Source organism: Mesoplasma corruscae (assembly GCF_002930145.1).
GTDB classification, from domain to species: Bacteria; Bacillota_I; Bacilli_A; order Mycoplasmatales; family Mycoplasmataceae; genus Entomoplasma; species Entomoplasma ellychniae.
The window spans coordinates 1-20,574 of sequence record NZ_PHNF01000003.1 but is presented as its reverse complement, the minus strand read 5'-3'; the positions used below and the strand labels follow the sequence as shown (position 1 = coordinate 20,574).

Below are 20,574 nucleotides of genomic sequence, written 5' to 3'. Positions count from 1 at the left end.
CTAATATGGCTAAAAAATTAATAGACAATTCAAATGTTGAAAATCAAAAAGGTATCATTAGTTTTCCTTTAGATGAACTAATGGGAGATCGTTTTGGAAGATATGCTAAATATATTATTCAAGAACGTGCACTACCAGATGCAAGAGATGGTTTAAAACCAGTTCAAAGACGTATTTTATATGCAATGAATGAATTGGGATTAACATCAGAAAAAGCTTATAAAAAATCAGCTAGAGTTGTTGGAGAAGTTATTGGTAAGTACCACCCTCATGGAGATACTTCTATTTATGATGCGTTGGTTAGAATGAGTCAATGATGAAAACTAAACATGCCATTAATTGATATGCAAGGAAATAATGGGTCTATTGATGGTGATAGTGCAGCTGCGATGCGTTATACTGAAACACGTTTAGAAAAAATTTCTGATTTATTATTAGATGATTTAAATAAAAATACAGTAGCATTTGCACCAAACTTTGATGATAGTGAAAAAGAACCAACAGTATTACCAGCATACTTTCCAAATATCTTAGTTAATGGCTCAACTGGAATTGCAGCTGGTTATGCTACAAACATGCCGCCACATAACTTAGGTGAAATAATTGATGCAACTGTTAAGTTAATCAGAACACCAAATACTAGAATAGAAACTATTTTAGACGTTGTTAAGGGCCCAGATTTTCCAACTGGTGGTATTGTTCAAGGGCGTAACGGAATTAAAGATGCTTTTGAAACTGGTAAAGGTAAAGTTATTATTAATTCAAAATGACATGAAGAAAAAAATAACATTATTATTGATGAAATACCATACGAAGTTGTTAAACAAGATTTAGTTAAAAAGATTGGTGATGTAATTGATGCTAATCCTGGATTAGGTATTTTAGAAGTTAGAGATGAAACTGATAGAAATGGTTTAAGAATAGCGATTGATTTATCTGATAAAGCTAATATTGACACTGTAAGAAAATTCTTATTTAAATCAACACCATTATCTGTTTCATATAACTATAATAATGTTGCTATTGTTGACTTACAACCAAAACAATTAAATATTGTAGCATTACTACAAGCATATATTAACCACTACAAGCAAGTGTTTACATACAAAACTCAATTTGATTTAAATAAAGCAGAAAAAAGATTAGAAATTGTTTTGGGTTTGATCAAAGCAATGGATATATTAGATCAAGTTATTAGAGTGATTAGAAAATCTAACAATAGAATTGATGCTATTGAAAATTTAATTAATGAGTTTGCATTTACTCAACCCCAATCACAAGCTATTGTTGATATGCGTTTATATCGCTTAACTTCAACTGATGTTGTCAAACTAGAAAATGAAAAAAATGAGTTATTAGATAACATTAAACTATTAAAAGAAATTTTAAATAGTAGTGAAGTATTAGATGAAACTATTGTTGCTAGATTAAAAGAAGTTAAAAAACAATTTGCAATACCAAGAAGATCAATTGTTGAAAATGATGTTGAAAACCTTGATGTTGAAGCTAAAGAAGTTTTAGTTGAAAAAACATTTGATTTATGAGTGTCAAGAGATGGTTATTTAAAAGCAATTGAATCTAATCTAATTTCAAGAAATGATCCATTATTATTTGGAAGAAAACCAAATGATATTTGAATATCAAGTGGTGTTGTTTCTAACTTATCGCATTTGTTGTTAATTACTAATAAAGGAACATATTATTCAATTCCTTTATATAAATTGGCTATGAATAAATGAAAAGAAATAGGAGTGCATGTTAATACGATTGCTACAATGGACCCTTCAGAATACTTAATTAGTAGTTTTATAGTAAATGGTTTTGATCAAGCAACTCAACAAATTTTAATTACTTCTAAAAATGGTAATATCAAAAGAACCCCAATTAAAGATTTAGAAACTAAAATCTTTACTAAAGCATTTAGAATAATGAAAACACTTAATGATGATGAAATTGTTAGCGCACAATTAGTTGGCTCTAAAACACAAATTGTTGGAATCATTACTAAAAAAGGATATGGTGTTTGTTATAACATTGAAGATGTTCCTGTACAAGGAACTAATTCAAAAGGGGTTAAAGCAGCTAATTTAAATGCTGATGATGAAATTGTTTCTGGATTAAGTTTAAACCTTAATGACTCAATTGTTTTTTTAACTGAAAAAGATGGAATTAAAAAATTAAGATCAAATATTTTACCAGTTTACACAAGACCAAAACGTGGGGTTAGAATTCTTCCTGAAAGAAAAAGAGGAACGGAAGACATTATTTATGTTGCTAAGTTTAGTTCAAATGAAGAAGTTATTATTAAGGCAATAGATAAAAAAGACGCTTATCATGAAGCAAATATTTCAAAATATCATCATGTGGAATTAACAAGTGTTACTGGTGATTTTGAAATTAAAGATATTTTGCATGCTAGTTTTCAAAATTTTAATATTAGTATTAATAATGATATTCCACCATCTTCATTATCAGCTAGTGATGATAATGAAGGTTATGTGTCGAAAGCACAAATTAGAGAAAAACAAGAATTTAATAAAACTAAAGCATCTTCAAAAGTTGTAATAAGTAAAACTAATAAAGAAGAAAGTGCGCAAAGAATTCATTCTTTATCATCTGGTCTTGGAGATCTTTTAGGTGACATTTCTTCATTACTAGATAATGTTGGTGCTAATAAACCAAAAGATAAAAAAGAAAAAGTTAAAGATATACAATTAGAATTAGATGATTTATTTGATTAAAGAACAATATGAGTTCTTTTTTTATTTATTTGCACACTTTAAATAGTATATAATGATAAAAGATATTTTAAAAATAAAGCAAGGTAATTAAAATGAATCAAAACAGTAAAAATTATAAATACAATTTAAAAACTATACTTTATACAATTTTTAATTTTATTAAAGTAAAAAAAGCTTCAAATGCTAACTTCAAAGCTTATAAAGACTTTTGTTTAAATTATCCAAGAGTTAGTGATTATTCAAAAGCATTAGATGAACCAATTATTGTTAACTCATACGAAGCACACATTAAAGATCTAAAATGAAAAGAAATGAGTTTAACAACTTTTGATAAAAAAGATATTAAAACATTAAATTTAAATTTGAGTGGTAAAAATATTAGTTGTATTTATATAACTAATCCTAATTCTAATAAATGAGTTGTTGGGATGCATGGTTGAACAGAAGACAAGTATCTTGCTTTAAGATTAGTATTTCATTACTGACAAGTTGGATATAACGTATTAACATTTGATAGTTATGCTCATGGTGATACTTATGGTGATAATACTGATATTGGGCTATCATCATTACCAATTGTTGAAAAAGTAGTTGATTATATTAAAGTCGAATTTAAAGCTTCGCATATTGGATTAATTGGTAATAGTATGGGGGCTTCTTCAGCTGTTTTATATGCACAAAAAGCTAACAATAAAGAAATGATTAATTGAATTGTTGCTGATTGTGGGTTTAATGATATTAAACTGCAATACAGATATTATAATCAGCAAAATTTTGCTAAACAAGATTGATATAAAGTTTGTTTTGCATTCATTAAGAAATTTTCAAAAATTACAAAATCAAATCAAAATAAATTTAATTTAATGAAGAAAATGAAGTTAGCTAAAGAAATACCAATATTTTTTATTCATTCTAAGAAAGATACATTTGTTCCTTGTTTTATGAGTGAAGAAATGTTTGTTGAAAAAGTAATTTATGAGAAAAAAATAATAAGTGAACTTTGAACACCAAATTCATCTGGTCATGTTTGAATTATTGCTGATTTAAATAAAGATTATGTAGAAAAAACAATTGCTTTTGCAAACAAAAATGAAAAATAATTAGTTATTTATTTTAACTAATTATTTTTTTGTTTATTAATGTTACTAATTTTTATATTAATATCTCAAGCGAATAGTTTGACTAAAAAATAAACTAAGACTAAACTAGTAAACATTAATAATGAAAACAAAAAATGAAACTATTATTAGGTATTTTAATACTGATACTGCCTATTTGTGTACTTTTAAATAATTTAAATTTTCAAAAAAAGTTAAAAATGATAATTATGATAAAGTAGAAATTAAGTACAATAAAATTTAAAAAGAAAGATTTTTCAAATAATTATATTGATTTAAAATTAAAAAATCAGGAAAATTATAGTTCTATAATTATATTTGAAATTATACTAATTCTAAAATAGACAGCCTAAAGATAACACAAGTGGAGTCAAAGAAGGATGTCTGTTTTAAAGAAACTATAAAAGTTTCATTAAAAACATAAACTATGAGAAAATATAATAAATAGAAAAGGCATAAACTAATGAAAGAAAAACTTTTTACAAATAAAGATGAGCAATCGCTTTTAGAAGAAATAAATAATGAAATTATAACTTCTAAAGAAGTTTATTTAATTTATCCTTTTATATCTAAAAATATTTTAAATAAGATATCTAAAACTTTTGAGTTTTGTAAAAACAATAATATTAAGATTAAAATTATTTCAACTACTTTTGACGATTTATCTCAATTTAACAATTTGAATGAATTAAAAATATTAGTTGAAAAGTATTCTAATATTAAAATTAAAATTGAAAATAACTTAGAAAGAAATAGTGAAAGAATTCATATTAAAGCATCTATTTTTAAAAAAGAAAATGGTTTATCTACTGCTATTATAGGTTCATCTAATTTAACTGTTAAAGGTATGATTTCTGGAAGGGAATGAAATATCAAACTTACAGAAAAAAATAATAAAGATTTAATTGAAAAAATGATTAATGAATTTGAAAGTTTATGAAAAGAAGAACTTATTGATTTTTCAGATTCATTTGAAAGAGATTTATTAATTCAAAAAATTAAAGAAAACCAAGAAACACTATATAATTCAAAATTAGAATTACTAACTAGTAGTTTGACTAAAAAATACTTATATAAATTTCAAAAAGATATTGTTGATAAATTAAGTTATCGAAGATATACAAATAAAAATAAAAACTTAGTTATTATGGCTACTGGAACTGGTAAAACCTTAGTATCTGCATTTGATTACAAAAGACAAATAGATCAAGCTAAAACTAGTCTTAGACTTTTATTCTTAGCACATCAAAGAGAAATAATTGATCAAGCTATTAAAACATATCGTCAAGTGCTTGAAGACAATGAATTTGGTGATGTTATGTATGATGGAACTATTAATAATAATCCAAAACATTTATTTGCAACAATTCAAACTTTGTCAACAAGGCTTAATCTGTTTAAACCAAATGATTTTGATATTATAGTTTTTGATGAAGCTCACCATATTTCAGCGATGTCTTTTGATAAAGTATTTAACTACTTTAAACCAAAACAAATTCTTGGATTAACAGCAACTCCAGAAAGAGAAGATAACAAAGATATTAAAGTATACTTTGACAATGAATATGCAACTGAATTAAGACTATGAGATGCTATTAATCAAAAATTATTATGTCCTTTTGATTATTATTGTATTGATGATACAAATACTAATCTAAATGGTGTTGATTTAAATTCTGATAAAGAAATATTTAAAGTTATTAATACAGATTCTAGAAATGAATTATTATATAAAACAATTAGTAAATATTTAGGAGTTCATGCAAGGCCAACTACGCTTATTTTTTGTGTTACTGTAAAACACGCAATTAATATAGCAAATTACTTAAAATCAAAAAACTTAAAAGCTGAAGCTTTAACTTCAGAAAATACAAAAGATCGTAAAAGAATTTTACATGAATTTGCAATTGGACGTATTAATTATTTATGTGTTGTAAATATTTTTAATGAAGGTGTAGATATACCTGAAATTAATACTATAATTTTGTTAAGACCAACAAATTCAAAAACAGTTTATTTGCAACAATTAGGTAGAGGCTTAAGAAAAACTGAACTTAAAAATAAATTAGAAGTATATGATTTAATTTCAAATATTGATAATAAATATGATATCACACTAGGAATTAGAAATTTATTTAATCCAATGATAAAAAATAACAAATCATTTAGTGCAAAAGAGGGTTTGCCTTACAATTGCACTATTAATTTAGAAAAACATACAGAAGAAATTATAATTAATAGTTTAAAAAAATGATACATTAATAAAAATTCAATAAAAAGTTATATTGTTGAATATTATGAAAAATATCAAGAGGATGCTTTTAAAATGTTATTAAAGGATTATGAAATTTCAATTTTAGATTTTTATAATAACTTAGATAATTTATTTATACCAATAGCCAAACAAATAAATCAGTACAACCCTTTTGAAAATGATACAAAAAGAAATAAAAATATATTAAAACAATTTTTATTTTTAGATAACTATAAAATTGTTAAATATTTCTACAACAGATTAACTTTAAAAATTACAAATAAAAAAATTGATTTAGATTTAGATAATTTATTAATAACTTCATGTTTATATGAAATAACAAGTATGGAAAAATTTTTAAGTTTATATCCAGAATATCTACAAATTAATGATCTTGTTGAACATTTTATTTTACATAATAAAATAATTGTTGAAGAATTAATAATGATTTTAAAATATAAGTTGGAAAATGAAACTTTAATATTTGCCAATGAAGTTGAACCTTTATTAAACCTAAAAGCAACTTATACGGTAAAACAAGTATTATCAGTTGTTAATCGTACAAATTTTTTACACTATCGAGACGATTTAAAAGTTTTAACATTTCAAGCTGGATATTTAACTTTTGATAATTCAAAACAAATTATTTTAGCAGATGAAGATAGTGAAAATTATGGAAAGAAAACCAAATATCAAAGTGAAGATAAGCTTTTTTACTGATCTTTACCTGAAAAAATGACAATTAAAAATAAAATTATTAAAGACTTTGAAAATAAAGCTATTAAAAAGTATTTGTTTATTCATGATAAGCAAAACTATAATACAAAAAACTTATTTTTAAAACTATATAAATTTGTTGGAGTTGGTAAATTTGAAGAAATGCTATTTGAAGATGTTTTAACAGTTAAGTTTAAATTATAGTATGCTAAACATTTTTACAAAATCAAAGTATGTAAAAAAATAAACTAAAATTCTAGTAAAAATATTCAAAAGTTGTTAGAATACAAGATAGCTTTTATTTAAAATCAATCCTTATAAAACAGGTTTAATTGTTTTTAATAAACAAATATGAACTATAATAAAATAATGGGGTAAAAATGAGAACTATAGGCAGATTAAAAGAACTAGTTAACTACAACAATGGTCTTGATTCTTTAATAGCACATAAAATTTTATTAAATTATGAACAAAACAAGAGTATAAAACCAAAAGTAATTTCTCAATTATGTAATGTTTCAGTTTCAACATTAACACTTTTTTCTAAAAGATTAGGCTATGATGGATATTCAGAATTATACTACAGGGTAATGATAGAAAAAGAGTTTTATAAGACTGAAAAAAATATAATTTCAAATAATAAAGAAAACAATGATCCTAAAATTTTAGATTTAGTTAACAGAATTCATAACAGTGAAAAAATATTTTTTTTAAAATCAGAAGAAACTTCAAGTGTTTTTATAGATTTTTTGATTAGTATTCTATCTTTTGAAAAAAAAGTTGTTTTTACAAAAAGAAGGAAATTAGAAAAGTATTATGTTAATTTTATAGATAATAAAACTTTGTTTATAGTATTTGCGACAGGTTTAGAAATTAGCGAATTGTGAAATAATATAGACTTATATATGAACTATAAAATAAATATATTTTTAATCACAACTGAAGCAAATCGTGATTTAGTAAAAAAATATAATTTAGAAGATTCATCATATTTTGTAGAAGATCAGATAAAAAGTAAAGAGTTTATTTTAAGAACTATGTATAGAACTCACAATATTGATGAATTAATAATAAAAGTAACTGAATATTACACAAAAAAATTTTACAAACAGTAAAATTTTTTTCTTGTTTTCAAATATAAAATTAAAGTAGTTAGAAAAATTTCTAACAATGAAAGGTAAATATGGAAAAAAGTAAATATTATGAGTATGCCTTAACTTTCTTTAAAGCTATTGGTGGTATTTCAAATCAGACTAATGTTTATAATTGCATGACAAGACTTAGATTTAAAATAGTTGACAAAAAGTTAGTAAACGAAGAAGAAATCAAAAAAGTTAATATTGTAAAAAACACTAATTGAAATGGTGATGAATTACAAATAATTATTGGTGGTGATTGTTATAAAGTTAAAGACCAGTGCAACATTATTTTAAATGAAGGTATATCTTTAGAAAAAGCTATTGAGAATTTTTATAACCAAAAAGATAATTTTATTTTAGAGAAAAGTGAATTAGAAGTTAAAAAAAATAATATTAAATTTACTAAAAAAATAATGCCTGCAATTACAGCAGTTGTATTCCCAACGATTCCTATTCTTATAGGTAGCGGAATTATTGGAGGAATTCAATCATTATTAGTTATTTTACATGTTTTGCAAACTCCAGCTCCTGGGGGTAGTATAACAGATTTAAACTTAATTAGTGCTATTATGTTTGTAGCATCAAAGGTTGGTCTAGAATTAGTTGGAGTGGTATTTCTTATAAGTGTAGTTAACTATCTTAAAGGAGATATTTATTTAGCAATATTTTTAGCTTTAGGATTAACTTCAAGATATTTATTTGGCAATGGTTGAGAACTATTCACACTTTTTGGACAACCAATAACAATTAAATCTTATGAGGGAACAGTGCTGCCTATGATTGCAGCTGGATTCTTATTACACTATATAAATAAATGAGTAAAATCATGAATGCCAACTCAAATTGATGTTGTATTTAGACCTGCAATTGTTTTTTTTACTTGCTTTATTATAATGTTGTTTACTATTGGGCCATTCTTTAGAATAATAGAACAGTTTATAAGTAAATTTGTTATTTTGACAGGTAAAATACCAGGGGGAATCGGAACTGGTATATTAGCTATGATATGACAACCTCTTGTTCTTACTGGTACACATGTAGCTGTTGTAACTGCTATAACTTTACCCATGACAACTACAGGAGATCCTTCACCAATGTATACAGCGGTTCAAATTGCTGTTATGGGTCAAATAGGAGCTAGTATTGCAGTTGCTATTCTAGCAAAAAATCAAAAAACTAAAATTGCAATTATGGGTGGTATTCCAGGTGCAATATTTGGAATTACAGAACCTTTAATTTATGGTATCAATTTACCTAAAATAAAACCATTTTTATTTGGTTGTATAGGTGGATTATTTGGTGGTCTTTTAGCTGGTGCAACTGGTGTAGCTCAGTTTCAAAGAACAGGAACTGGTATAATGTCATGAATGGGACTTGGAACAGGTGTTAGTTTATATATGGGAATTATATCTGGATTTGTTTCTTTAAGCGTAGCATTAATTATAACTTTGATGCTATTTAAAGATAGGATACCAGAATATATTTTAGTTAAAAAAATCAATAAAAAAACTTTCAAAAAAAATACTAACAAAACTCTTTCTGAAGTAGTTGCAGTTTTAAAAACTAATGAAGTTATTAAAAAATATGAAGATTTATTGCAAGGTAAAATAAAACTTGACAGTACTATAGAGACTTTAGAAGAAAATCAAAATCAGACTAAATTTAAAATCAAAGAAAAAGCTAATAAACTACACTTAAAAGGTCAAAAAGAAAAAGTAGAGATATTAAGAATAAAATATAATAAATATTTGGTTAATAAAATATCAATTTTAATTAATAAAAGAAACGTTCTAATTTTAGAGTTAGAAAAAGTTCAAGAAAGATATAATTTGTTAATTAAAGATTTAACAAACAAAATTAAAATTGAAATTAAAAATGAAGATATTTTAATGAAATATAAAGAAGCTTTAAATTCAATTGAAGCTTACTATTCAAATTAGAAGAGGTAAATAATATGAAAAATAAATTTCCAAATAATTTTTTATGAGGAGCATCAACTAGTGCTTATCAAGTTGAAGGTGGTTGAAACCAAGATGGGAAGGGACCATCAATACAAGATGTCAGAACTAATATCCCTGAAGGCACAACTGACTTTAAAATTGCTTCAGATCATTATAACAAATGACAAGAAGACGTTACTTTAATGGCTGAAATGGGGCTTAAATCGTATCGATTTTCAATATCATGATCTAGAATAATGCCTTTAGGGTATGGTGAGATAAACAAAGAAGGTTTAAAGTTTTATAAAAATTTAATTAAAGAATTAAAAAAATACAATATTGAACCAATTATAACAATGTATCATTTTGATTTACCTTATGGTTTAGAAAAACTTGGGGGATGATTAAACCCTGATATAGTACAATACTTTGAAAAGTATGCTGAAACTTTATATACACATTTTGGTGAATATGTTAAATACTGATTAACAATAAATGAACAAAATGTAATGATACTTTTTGGTGAAATAGTAGGTATAGATTTATCTAAGTCTGAAAATAAAACAAAAGATTTATATAAAATAAATCATCATATGATGTTAGCTCAAGCTAAAGCAATTATAAAATGTCACAAAATAGTTAAAAATGGTCTTATTGGTCCTGCACCAAATATTAATCCGGTTTATGCAAACTCAAATGATCCAATTGATCAAATCGCTGCATTTAACATGCGACATTTTAGAAATTGATTTTATTTAGATACTTGTGTTTTTGGTGAATATAACAAAAATGTTATTAACTATTTAATTAAAAATAATGCAATGTTTCAAATAACAGATGAAGAACAAAAAATTTTAAAAGAAGGTAAACCTGATTTTATTGCCTTTAACTATTATGCTTCTTCAACTGCAAAGTTTACATTAGAAGAAGATTTTGAAAGCATAGCAGATCAACAAAAAATAAAAAGTTTAAAAGGTTTATATCATCAGGTCAAAAATGACAATTTACCTAAAACTCAATTTGGTTGAGAAATTGATCCATTAGGATTTAGAATAGTATTGCGTGAACTTTGAGATAGATATAATCTTCCTTTAATGATTACTGAAAACGGTATTGGAGGGTATGATACATTAGAAAACGGAGTTGTAAATGATCAATACAGAATTGATTATTATCAATTACACTTAGCTGAATTGAAAAAGGCAATTTTACTAGATGGTGTTAATGTTATTGGATATAACCCTTGAAGTGCTATAGATTTAGTTTCAACACATGAAGGTGTTAAGAAACGATATGGTTTCATCTTTGTTGATAGAGATGAATTTGACCTAAAGTCTTTAAAAAGGTACCCAAAAAAAAGTTTTTTTTGATATAAAAAATTAATTGCAGAAAACGGTGAAAACCTTTAAAATAAAAAAATACAAGTAAATAACAACTAATCTGTAAACTAATATTTGTGATAATTTTATCAAATATCAGTTTTTTAAATTTTGATTTAATTTTTTGTTATTATACTTTTGAATAAGTTATAATAAATAGAATAATCATATAATTAATTAGGGAAAAATGAAATTGATGAAAAAAAAATTTAAAATTTTAATTGCTAGTTTATTATTAACAACTTTTATTTTGTATACTCTAAGCTTTATTCAAACTGAGCAAAAAGTTTATCAAAGTTTTATTCATGATGATGTTTTAAATAAAAGTGAATCAACTCAAACATTTAACTATAATGATTTTATTCCACCGTCATCAACATCCACAGAGCAAGAAAGTATTTTGTATTATGGTAGAGTTTTAAAATACTATTATGCAAATTCAATTAAAGTTAAAGACACAGATATTGATGAATTAGAATTATTTTTTGCAGATTTTAGTGATGCAGATAAAGCATTTGCAATTCAAAATTTACTTTCATCTACAATAAATATCAGTATTTATGGTTCAAGTAGTGATGCTGAATTTTTTGCCGAATCTTTTTCAAAATGATTAAATACACCTGATGAACAAAAAAATAAAAGTTGAGAAATTACAAATAATTTTTTTATTGAAATTTTACCTGATATTTTAAAACAAGCAGGAGTTTTAAAATATACTCAAGAAAAAATTGTAGATATTGTTAATAAAAAAATAGACACAGAAAGTTTAGTTACTTATGACACTACTTTAATAAATCTACCTTCAGATCCAGTTGATTTAAAATATGGTTCAACAAGTTTACAAAATTTTGCAAAAAATTATTGAAAAGGTATAGGACAAAATGATGCTGGAGCATTAAATTATATTAGCAAACAATTTTCATCACAAAATTATTCAGCTCTTGAAAAAGCTTATAGTGTTGTAAAAAATTGAATGTATGATTCATACACACCAGCTTCTTCAGAATCAATTGCTAGTTTTAATGCATTTAATACCAATACATATTCAAGCTTTGATGAATTAGATAATGAACTTTTGGATATTTCCCAGGCAAATGATAAAGTTAGTAGATTACCATTTAAAAAAATTTATGATAATTTAGAAGCAACTTATTTACTAAAAACACCTAAAAGTTCAAATGATTTTGAGCAATGAACATATGCTGACACACAAAATTTAAAAGAATTGACTTTATTTTTGTACAACATGTTATTTTCACTAATTTCAAACGAGACATGAGTTGAAAATTTACTTACTGGTTTTATTGTTTCTCCAGATTCCCCTTTAAAGTCAAATGATGAAAATGTAATGGGATACACTAGTACATCTAGTTCAAATCAAGGCGCAGAATATTCATACATTGTATTAACAGGAATTAGTTTAACATATAAAGAGTTTAATTCTCAATATACAATGGGATTTTGAAGTTCACCAGCAAAGTTCAATACATTAATTCATGAGTTTGGACATGCACTTGATGCTTTTGGGAGTAAACCAAATTCAGCTAGATCTAACAATTATAAAAAAGATATCCATTATTGAGAAATGTATTCTGGAAATATTTTTGGTGACTATATTCCAACCTCTGATTTTACTTTTGAATTTTGAAAAGACCCTTCATCAACAATAATAATTGGTGCAATTGGAATTGTTAGTGTGGTTTCAATAACTTATTTATCATTAAATTATAAATCACGTAAAAAAAATGAAGAAAAAGAAAAAGATTAATATAAAATTATTTTTTAACTTTTTTTATAAAATTATTTATTAATTCATTATATTCGTCTTGATGTTTAACAATGCTTTCACTGTGTCGTGCATTCTCAAATAGCTTTAATTCTGATAAAGAATTAAAGCTATATTTTTTTTGCTCATAATATGTAACTATTGAATTATGATAAGTAATAAAATCATCTTTTTTACCATGTATAAATAATATTGGTAGATCTTTTATGCTTTCAAGATTGATCTGAGTATTCATATCATTTAAATTTGTTTTAGAAACTTTTTTAAATCTTCCATTTATATTAAAAGAACAAAAATATCAAGCAAATCATTTGAAATATCTTTTTAAAAAAAATCTTATTTGTTCAACTGGTTGAGTTAAAGCACAATCTGATACTAATCAGTCAACTTTATTAGTTAGATAAAATTGTTGAGCTCAATAAACAGCAGTACCTCCCCCCATACTTACACCAATCACGCCAATTTCTTCAACTTTATTATTCGATTTAATTCAAGATATCACAGTGTTTAAAAGTTTTGAATTAGTAACCCCGAAATCTGAATACTCACCAAAAGTATCACCATGTGCAAATGCATCAAAACTAACAACATTATAACCTTGTTTAAATAAATTAATCGCATTTCTAATTCCTAAGTATTTATTACGTTTAAAACCATGTAAAGCTACAACTCATTTGCTTGTTTTATTATTCAGCATCACACAACTAATTGATTGATTTTTTTTATGTTGAATTTCAAATGCTTTAATTGCATTTGGGTCTATTTCTAAATTTTTTAATTTCTTTGCTTTTATATCTTTTAAAAAGTGATTAAAAGTATTAACTTCATCTCCATTTTTATCAAGACCTTTTCTATCATATTTAAACAAATATGCATTAAAAAAAAGAGTTACAAATCAGCTTAAAGGATATACTATTGGAAATAAAAGAATTACCCATATTCTTTTTCAAAAAGTATATTTATATTTTTTTAAATATTTTTTACTAGTTTTAAAATTATATTTATCTTTCATATTGCACCCTTTATCAATTTATTTAATTTTACTCTCTTTCACATAGAATTTTAATATAAAATCTAATAATGAAAGGTTTATATGCTAAAAAGTAAAACATATCGTGGATATTTAATTAAAAATGGTGTATCAAATGATTCTGGTTGAGGAACTGGAATTTTTAGTATGGAAGATAATGAGAAAAATCAATTAAGTATCAAAGGAATTATTGGTTCTATGACTAAAAAAACTTTATATGAAATAACAGGTGAATTTGAAGAACATCCAAGATATGGAAGAAGCTTTAAAGTAACTAGTTTTAGAAAAGCACCAATCCATTCTACAAAAGATCAAATTAATTTTTTATCAGGTCCAAGTTTTCCTGGCATTGGAAAAAAAACAGCTGAAACAATAGTTAACTTTTTTAAAGAAGACGCAATTGTTAAATTAAGTGAAAACTTAGATATTTTAGATCAAATTCCTGATTTACCTAAATCTTTTATTCCAGTGATTATTAACGGAATAAAAGACAATATCGAAAAAGAAGGACAACAAAGATTAAGATACATCTTTTTTGAAAATGGATTAAAAACTTCTATTTTAGATTGAATGGAAAACAAATTTGAAAATGATAATCAAACTATTCAAAATTATTTTGAAAATAATTTTTTGTCATACACTTATCAAAAGAATATAGCGTCATTTGATGATCTAGATAAAGTGGCTGTTTGATTTGGATTAGATTTACATTCAGATGAAAGAATTGGTTATTGAGCTTGAAAATTAACAAATGAGATATTATTTGATAAAGGCGATTCTTATACTGATAAAAATGTTTTATCAAGACTATTAATTAAAAAGTTAAATATTTTAGAACCAGATTTAATTATGAAAGGATTTTTATTTGCTAAAAAAGAAGGTATTTTAATTTTTGAAGATAATAAAATATATACTAAAGAATCTTATGAAGAAGAGATAGTAATTGCTGAAAAATCTTTGGCATTTTGTAAATTAAAATCAAAACTAGTTAATCAAAATAAATTAGACTTTGAAATAAGTTTGATAGCTCAAGAAATAGCTTATGAAAATAATATTCAAGATTTTAAATTTGATGATATTCAAATTCAAGCCTTAAAAACTTTTGCTAACAATCGTTTATTAATTCTTACTGGTGGACCTGGGACTGGCAAAACAACTTTAATTAAAGCCATGGTTAAATTATTTTATAGACTAAATAATTCAAATAATTTCGCAATAGCAACCCCAACTGGAAGAGCTGCTAGTCGAATCAGAGAAACTTTTAAAAATTCTAACGCCACAACTATTCATAAACTATTGCAAGCAAAAGATACTAATGAGTTTCAAATTAATGAAAATAATCCTTTAAAAGAGCAATTAATAATCATTGATGAGTGTTCAATGGTTGATAGTTGATTATTTTCAAACTTATTAAAAGCTTGTGATAATGTTGAAAAAATAGTTTTTGTAGGGGATGCTAATCAATTACCAAGTGTTGGGTATGGAAATGTATTTAAAGATATGATCCATAGTAAAACAATTTCAACAATATTTTTAAATCAAATACATAGACAAAAAAACAAAAGCGAGATTATAGATATTGCTTATAAAACTTTAGCAAAAACATTAGAGTTATCAGACATTATTGATAAAACAAATATTTTTTCTCAACTAGACAAAACTAATGAAGAAGTTTTAAACCAAATAACTGAAATTGTAAAAAACAATTGAGATGATTTAAAAACAAAACAAAATTTTTTACAAATCATTTGCCCCATGTATGGAGGAAATTTAGGAATTGATGAAATCAATGCTGAAATCCAATATAAATTTAATAAAAATATTAATGATCAAACAAAAATATTTCAAAGAGGGGATTATAGATTTGTTGTTGATGATAAAATTATGTTTTTAAGAAATGAACCTGATTATGATTTATCAAATGGTGATGTTGGTAAAATTGTTGCATTTCAATATAATGCTTATAAACGTTTAAAAGCTGTTGTATGTGAATTTAATGAAAAAGAAATAGTTATTAAACCATCTGATTTTATTGATGTCAAATTAGCATATGCTACTAGTGTTCATAAAACTCAAGGAAGTGAATATCAAAACGTTGTATTAGTATTAGATAATAATGCCTATAATTCAATATTTTTAACTAATTCACTTATTTATACAGCAATAACAAGAACTAAAGAAAATTTACATATTTTTAGTAGTTCACATACATTATTTGATGCAATCGAAAAAGACGAACGATTAAGACAAACAACTTTAGTTAATAAACTATTAACTATGAAATTATTTAAATAAATTAATTAGATAAATGTTTTTAAAATTGATACTAACTTGTATTAGTGATTTTTAATTTTAATTATTTTATTAATGTAAAATTATTATAAGTTACCAATAAACTTATAAAAAGAGAGAAAACAAATAATATGGATAAAAGACAAGTATATTTAAAATATTTATTAACAGTGGCAACTCTTGCATTCTTAATTAGTATTTCTACAATTTTTATTTATTTAAGAAAAGAACTAACAAGTATTGTTCCATCATGATTAACTTCAGTTGTAGTGTTATTTTGATTGATAGGTTTTAGTTTGTTGTTTACTTATTGATTTGTTAAATTAAAAGATATTTTTATTTCAAAAGAATTTAAATTTTCAAATAAAGACAAAAGGTTTGGTTTGTATTCTTTATCATGCTATGTAGCTGAAGCTATTGTTGCTATAATTTTTATTATTTTAGTACACTTTACAAAAATACTTATTTGAGAATACATTTTACATATAGTTATAATAATTGTTTTATCGATGATTGGTTCAATATTAGAATTATATTCAAGAATTCAATACCAAGTTTTTTTAAATCAAAAAGCATATACTTCATATGAGGAAAATAAACAAAAAACACTTAAAAATCTTTTAAAAGAACATGAGTTAGATAAAAATCAAGCTGAAGCATTAGCAAGTAATCAAAATAGAACTAAACAAGCCCAAGAAATACTTCAACAAGATATAACAAATAGAAATAAAATTAATCCATTTGACGAAGAAATATAAAAAATATTAAGTTTTTTATTTGTTCTTATTTTTTATCACTTTGTTGAATGTTGATAATTTTTATTTTGATTAATTAATATCTTCACTCATTTTTTTGCAAATTCATTATTAAATTTAATTAAGGGATAAGCAATTGAAATAAAAAGTAATGATACTAATATGTCATTAATGTTTAGAAACGCAATTAATTTTAATCAAGATTTAAATAATTGAAACACTTCAAAAGTGATTAATATGTACAGAATGTTTCAAAATACTTTATCTTTTAATCAAGATATTTCAAATTGAGATACGTCAAAAGTTACAGATATGTCATTAATGTTTTGAAATGATTATTTTCCATCATTTAATGGTAAAGAAATGAGTTTTAAACAAGATTTAACTAATTGAAATGTTAGTCAGGTTAATAACCATACAGAATTTTGAAATGACAAAAATATAAAATGAGATAAACAGCCAATTTTTACTAAATAAAAAGTTAATTAAGAATACAATATTAGAAATAAGTTTAAAATCAATATTATTTGTGATTTCAAACTTATTTTCATAATGTATTGTTTTTTTTTTTTTTTTGTAATAATTGAGTTGAGTTTAATTGACTTGGATACAGGAGGCAAAAATGAAAAAGAAAAAAATATTATTTGCAATAGTATCATCTTTACTACTTACAGTTGTAATTGCTGCACCTGTAATTTATGTTATGAATAAAAAACAAAAACCAATTGTTAGTGCTAAAAAAGAAAATATTTCATTAATCAAAGATAAATTACAAAATATTTTAGATTCAAAAACTGATGGTGAATGAAGTATTGAAGAATTAAATCAAGCTATAATTAATGCTAATATCGATGTTGCTGGTGGGATCAGTATTGATGCTGGTCAAAAATTAGAAAACTTTGGAAATAAACGTGATTATCATAAAGATACTTACACTTTTACTGGTAATGCGACTTCTGAAAATAGTTATAAATACAATAATTCTGTTACTTTAATTCATGAGTGAAATAAAGAAAACGATACAACACAAGATATTTCTGAAGTTGAAGATAAATTACAAAATATTTTAAATTTAAAAACTGATGGTGAATGAAGTGTTGAAGAATTGAATCAAGCTATAATTACTTCTATGATTGATGTTGCTGGTGGAATTGAAGTTGCAAAAGCAGAATTAGAACCTTTAAAAAATGAAACAACAACAGTTAATCAAATAAAATACACTTTTACTGGTAAAGGTGAAGTTAATAATGATTATAAGTATAATGGTTCAATTGAATTAGTCACATCAATTATTTCTGGTAAACCATTAGCAGATAATATTACTGTTTATCAAGATCAAAATGGTAATTTATTAGAAACTAGTGAAATAAATTTTTCAAATTTAAATGCAGTTGAAATATATAAAATTGGATTTAAAACAGATGGTTCAACAATACATGATTTAAAAACTGTAAAATCATTACCAAACATTTTGCCTAAACAAATAATTTCATTAAAAGCATTTTTTGCAAATTCTTCATTAAATTCAATTAAAGGGATAAACAATTGAGATACAAGTAATGTTACTAATATGTCGTCAATGTTTGAAGGTGCATCCAATTTTAACCAAGAATTAAATAATTGAGACACTTCAAAAGTAGAAAATATGATTAACATTTTTAATGGTTCAACTAATTTTAATGGGAATATTTCAAACTGAAACATTTCAAAAGTAAACAATGCAACTCAAATGTTTTTAAATGCTAAAAATTTTAATCAAGATATTTCAGGGTGAAATACTTCATCATTAAAAAATATGTTTAGAATGTTTGATGGTGCTTCGTCTTTTAATGGAGATATTTCAAATTGAGATACAAGTAATGTCACTAATATGGAATCAACCTTTGATGGTGCTTCTTCTTTTAACCAAAATTTAAATAATTGAGATACTTCAAAAGTGACAAATATGTACAGAATGTTTCAAAATGGTTCATCTTTTAATAAAGATATTTCAAATTGAAATACAAGTAATGTTATTAATATGGGTGCTATGTTTAATAATGCATCAAATTTTAATCAAGATATAAATAATTGAGATACATCAAAAGTTACTAGCATGTCATGAATGTTTAGAAACGCAATTAATTTTAATCAAGATATAAATAATTGAAATACAAGTAATGTTATTAATATGTATGCTATGTTTACTAATGCATCAAATTTTAATCAAGATATAAATAATTGAGATACATCAAAGGTAACAAATATGTCATTAATGTTTGCATCAACTTCTGAATTTAAAGAAATGTCTTTTAATGGAGATATATCAAATTGAGATACATCAAAAGTTACTAACATAAGTGGAATGTTTCAACTATGTGCCAACTTTAATCAAGATATTTCGAAATGAAATACAAGCAGTGTAACTAACATGAGCTATATGTTTTGCAATGCATTAAATTTCAATGGTGATATTTCGAAATGAAATACAAGCAGTGTAACTAACATGAGCTATATGTTTTGCGATGCATTAAATTTCAATGGTGATATTTCGAAATGAAATACAAGCAGTGTAACTAACATGAGCTATATGTTTTGCGATGCATTTTCATTTAATCAAGATATATCTACTAAAAAAGTAAAAGATAAAAATGGTGAAGAATATACAGCTTGAGATACAGCAAAAGTTACAGATATGACGCAAATGTTTTGAAATGATTATTTACCATCATTTAATGGTAAAGAAATGAGTTTTAAACAAGATTTAACTAATTGAAATGTTAGTCAGGTTAATAACCATACAGAATTTTGAAATGACAAAAATATAAAATGAGATAAACAGCCAATTTTTACTAAATAAAAAGTTAATTAAGAAAACAATATTAGAAATAAGTTTAAAATCAATATTATTTGTGATTTCAAACTTATTTTCATAATGTATTGTTTTTTTTTTTTTTTGTAATAATTGAGTTGAGTTTAATTAACTTGGAGGCAAAAATGAAAAAGAAAAAAATATTATTTGCAATAATATCATCTTTACTACTTATAGTTGCAATTGCTGGACCTGTAATTTATGTTATGAATAAAAAACAAAAAACAATTGTTAATGAGAAAAAAGAAAATATTTCATTAATCAAGGATAAATTACAAAATATTTTAAATTCAAAAACTGATGGTAAATGAAGTGTTGAAGAATTAAATCAAGCTATAATTGATGATAATATCGATGTTGCTGGTGGGATCAGTATTGATGCTGGTCAAAAATTAGAAAACTTTGAAAATAAACGTGTTTATCACAAAGATACTTACACTTTTACTGGTAATGCAACTTTTGAAAATACTTATAAATACAATAATTCTGTTACTTTAATTCATGAGTGAAATGAAGTTAATGACAAAACCAAAGATATTTCTACAATTAAAGATCAATTACAAAATATTTTA

At 24.2% G+C, this 20,574-nt stretch carries 13 protein-coding genes; 12 read left to right on the top strand and 1 reads right to left on the bottom strand.

Going from position 1 to position 20,574, the window contains the following annotated elements:
- Positions 1–5 precede the first annotated feature (5 nt).
- The 7 genes from parC to MCORR_RS03505 all read left to right on the top strand — a co-directional run bounded on the left by parC (position 6) and on the right by MCORR_RS03505 (position 13,056).
- Positions 6–2,741 carry a DNA topoisomerase IV subunit A gene (parC, locus tag MCORR_RS03535; RefSeq protein WP_104208195.1) on the top strand — a complete coding sequence of 912 codons (2,736 nt, stop codon included), beginning with the start codon at positions 6–8 and terminating at the stop codon, positions 2,739–2,741.
- 92 nt (positions 2,742–2,833) lie between these two features.
- Positions 2,834–3,841: an alpha/beta hydrolase gene (locus MCORR_RS03530; RefSeq protein ID WP_104208194.1), complete on the top strand. Its 1,008-nt coding sequence runs from the start codon at positions 2,834–2,836 to the stop codon at positions 3,839–3,841.
- Between the two features lie 481 nt (positions 3,842–4,322).
- The gene (locus MCORR_RS03525; protein WP_104208193.1) at positions 4,323–7,034 is read left to right on the top strand and encodes a DEAD/DEAH box helicase family protein; all 2,712 of its coding nucleotides are present in this window, start codon (positions 4,323–4,325) and stop codon (positions 7,032–7,034) included.
- 176 nt (positions 7,035–7,210) lie between these two features.
- Positions 7,211–7,945, top strand: coding sequence for a MurR/RpiR family transcriptional regulator (locus MCORR_RS03520; RefSeq protein WP_104208192.1), 735 nt, complete (start codon positions 7,211–7,213; stop codon positions 7,943–7,945).
- A 68-nt stretch (positions 7,946–8,013) separates the two neighbouring features.
- Positions 8,014–9,909 (top strand): PTS transporter subunit EIIC, encoded by a 1,896-nt coding sequence (locus tag MCORR_RS03515; RefSeq protein ID WP_104208191.1) that lies wholly within the window; start codon positions 8,014–8,016, stop codon positions 9,907–9,909.
- Between the two features lie 14 nt (positions 9,910–9,923).
- On the top strand, positions 9,924–11,318 hold the full coding sequence (locus tag MCORR_RS03510) for a glycoside hydrolase family 1 protein (protein ID WP_104208190.1): 1,395 nt from the start codon (positions 9,924–9,926) through the stop codon (positions 11,316–11,318).
- Positions 11,319–11,484: 166 nt separating this feature from the next.
- The gene (locus MCORR_RS03505; protein WP_146063418.1) at positions 11,485–13,056 is read left to right on the top strand and encodes a hypothetical protein; all 1,572 of its coding nucleotides are present in this window, start codon (positions 11,485–11,487) and stop codon (positions 13,054–13,056) included.
- Positions 13,057–13,063: 7 nt separating this feature from the next.
- Here the strand turns inward: MCORR_RS03505 and MCORR_RS03500 are convergent, their stop codons facing one another.
- Positions 13,064–14,086, bottom strand: a complete 1,023-nt coding sequence (locus MCORR_RS03500; protein WP_104208188.1) for an alpha/beta hydrolase — start codon at positions 14,084–14,086, stop codon at positions 13,064–13,066.
- 81 nt (positions 14,087–14,167) lie between these two features.
- On the opposite strand from MCORR_RS03500, the gene recD2 reads away from it, so the two are divergent.
- The 5 genes from recD2 to MCORR_RS03475 all read left to right on the top strand — a co-directional run.
- Positions 14,168–16,399, top strand: coding sequence for an SF1B family DNA helicase RecD2 (gene recD2, locus MCORR_RS03495; protein ID WP_104208187.1), 2,232 nt, complete (start codon positions 14,168–14,170; stop codon positions 16,397–16,399).
- Between the two features lie 128 nt (positions 16,400–16,527).
- Positions 16,528–17,154, top strand: a complete 627-nt coding sequence (locus MCORR_RS03490; protein ID WP_104208186.1) for a hypothetical protein — start codon at positions 16,528–16,530, stop codon at positions 17,152–17,154.
- Between the two features lie 159 nt (positions 17,155–17,313).
- Complete coding sequence (locus MCORR_RS03485; RefSeq protein ID WP_104208185.1) at positions 17,314–17,628, top strand: BspA family leucine-rich repeat surface protein; 315 nt, start codon at positions 17,314–17,316, stop codon at positions 17,626–17,628.
- 145 nt (positions 17,629–17,773) lie between these two features.
- Positions 17,774–19,990 carry a BspA family leucine-rich repeat surface protein gene (locus MCORR_RS03735; RefSeq protein ID WP_146063417.1) on the top strand — a complete coding sequence of 739 codons (2,217 nt, stop codon included), beginning with the start codon at positions 17,774–17,776 and terminating at the stop codon, positions 19,988–19,990.
- A gap of 137 nt (positions 19,991–20,127) precedes the next feature.
- The coding region (locus MCORR_RS03475; protein ID WP_146063416.1) for an ABC transporter permease family protein at positions 20,128–20,574 on the top strand (447 nt) is incomplete at its 3' end.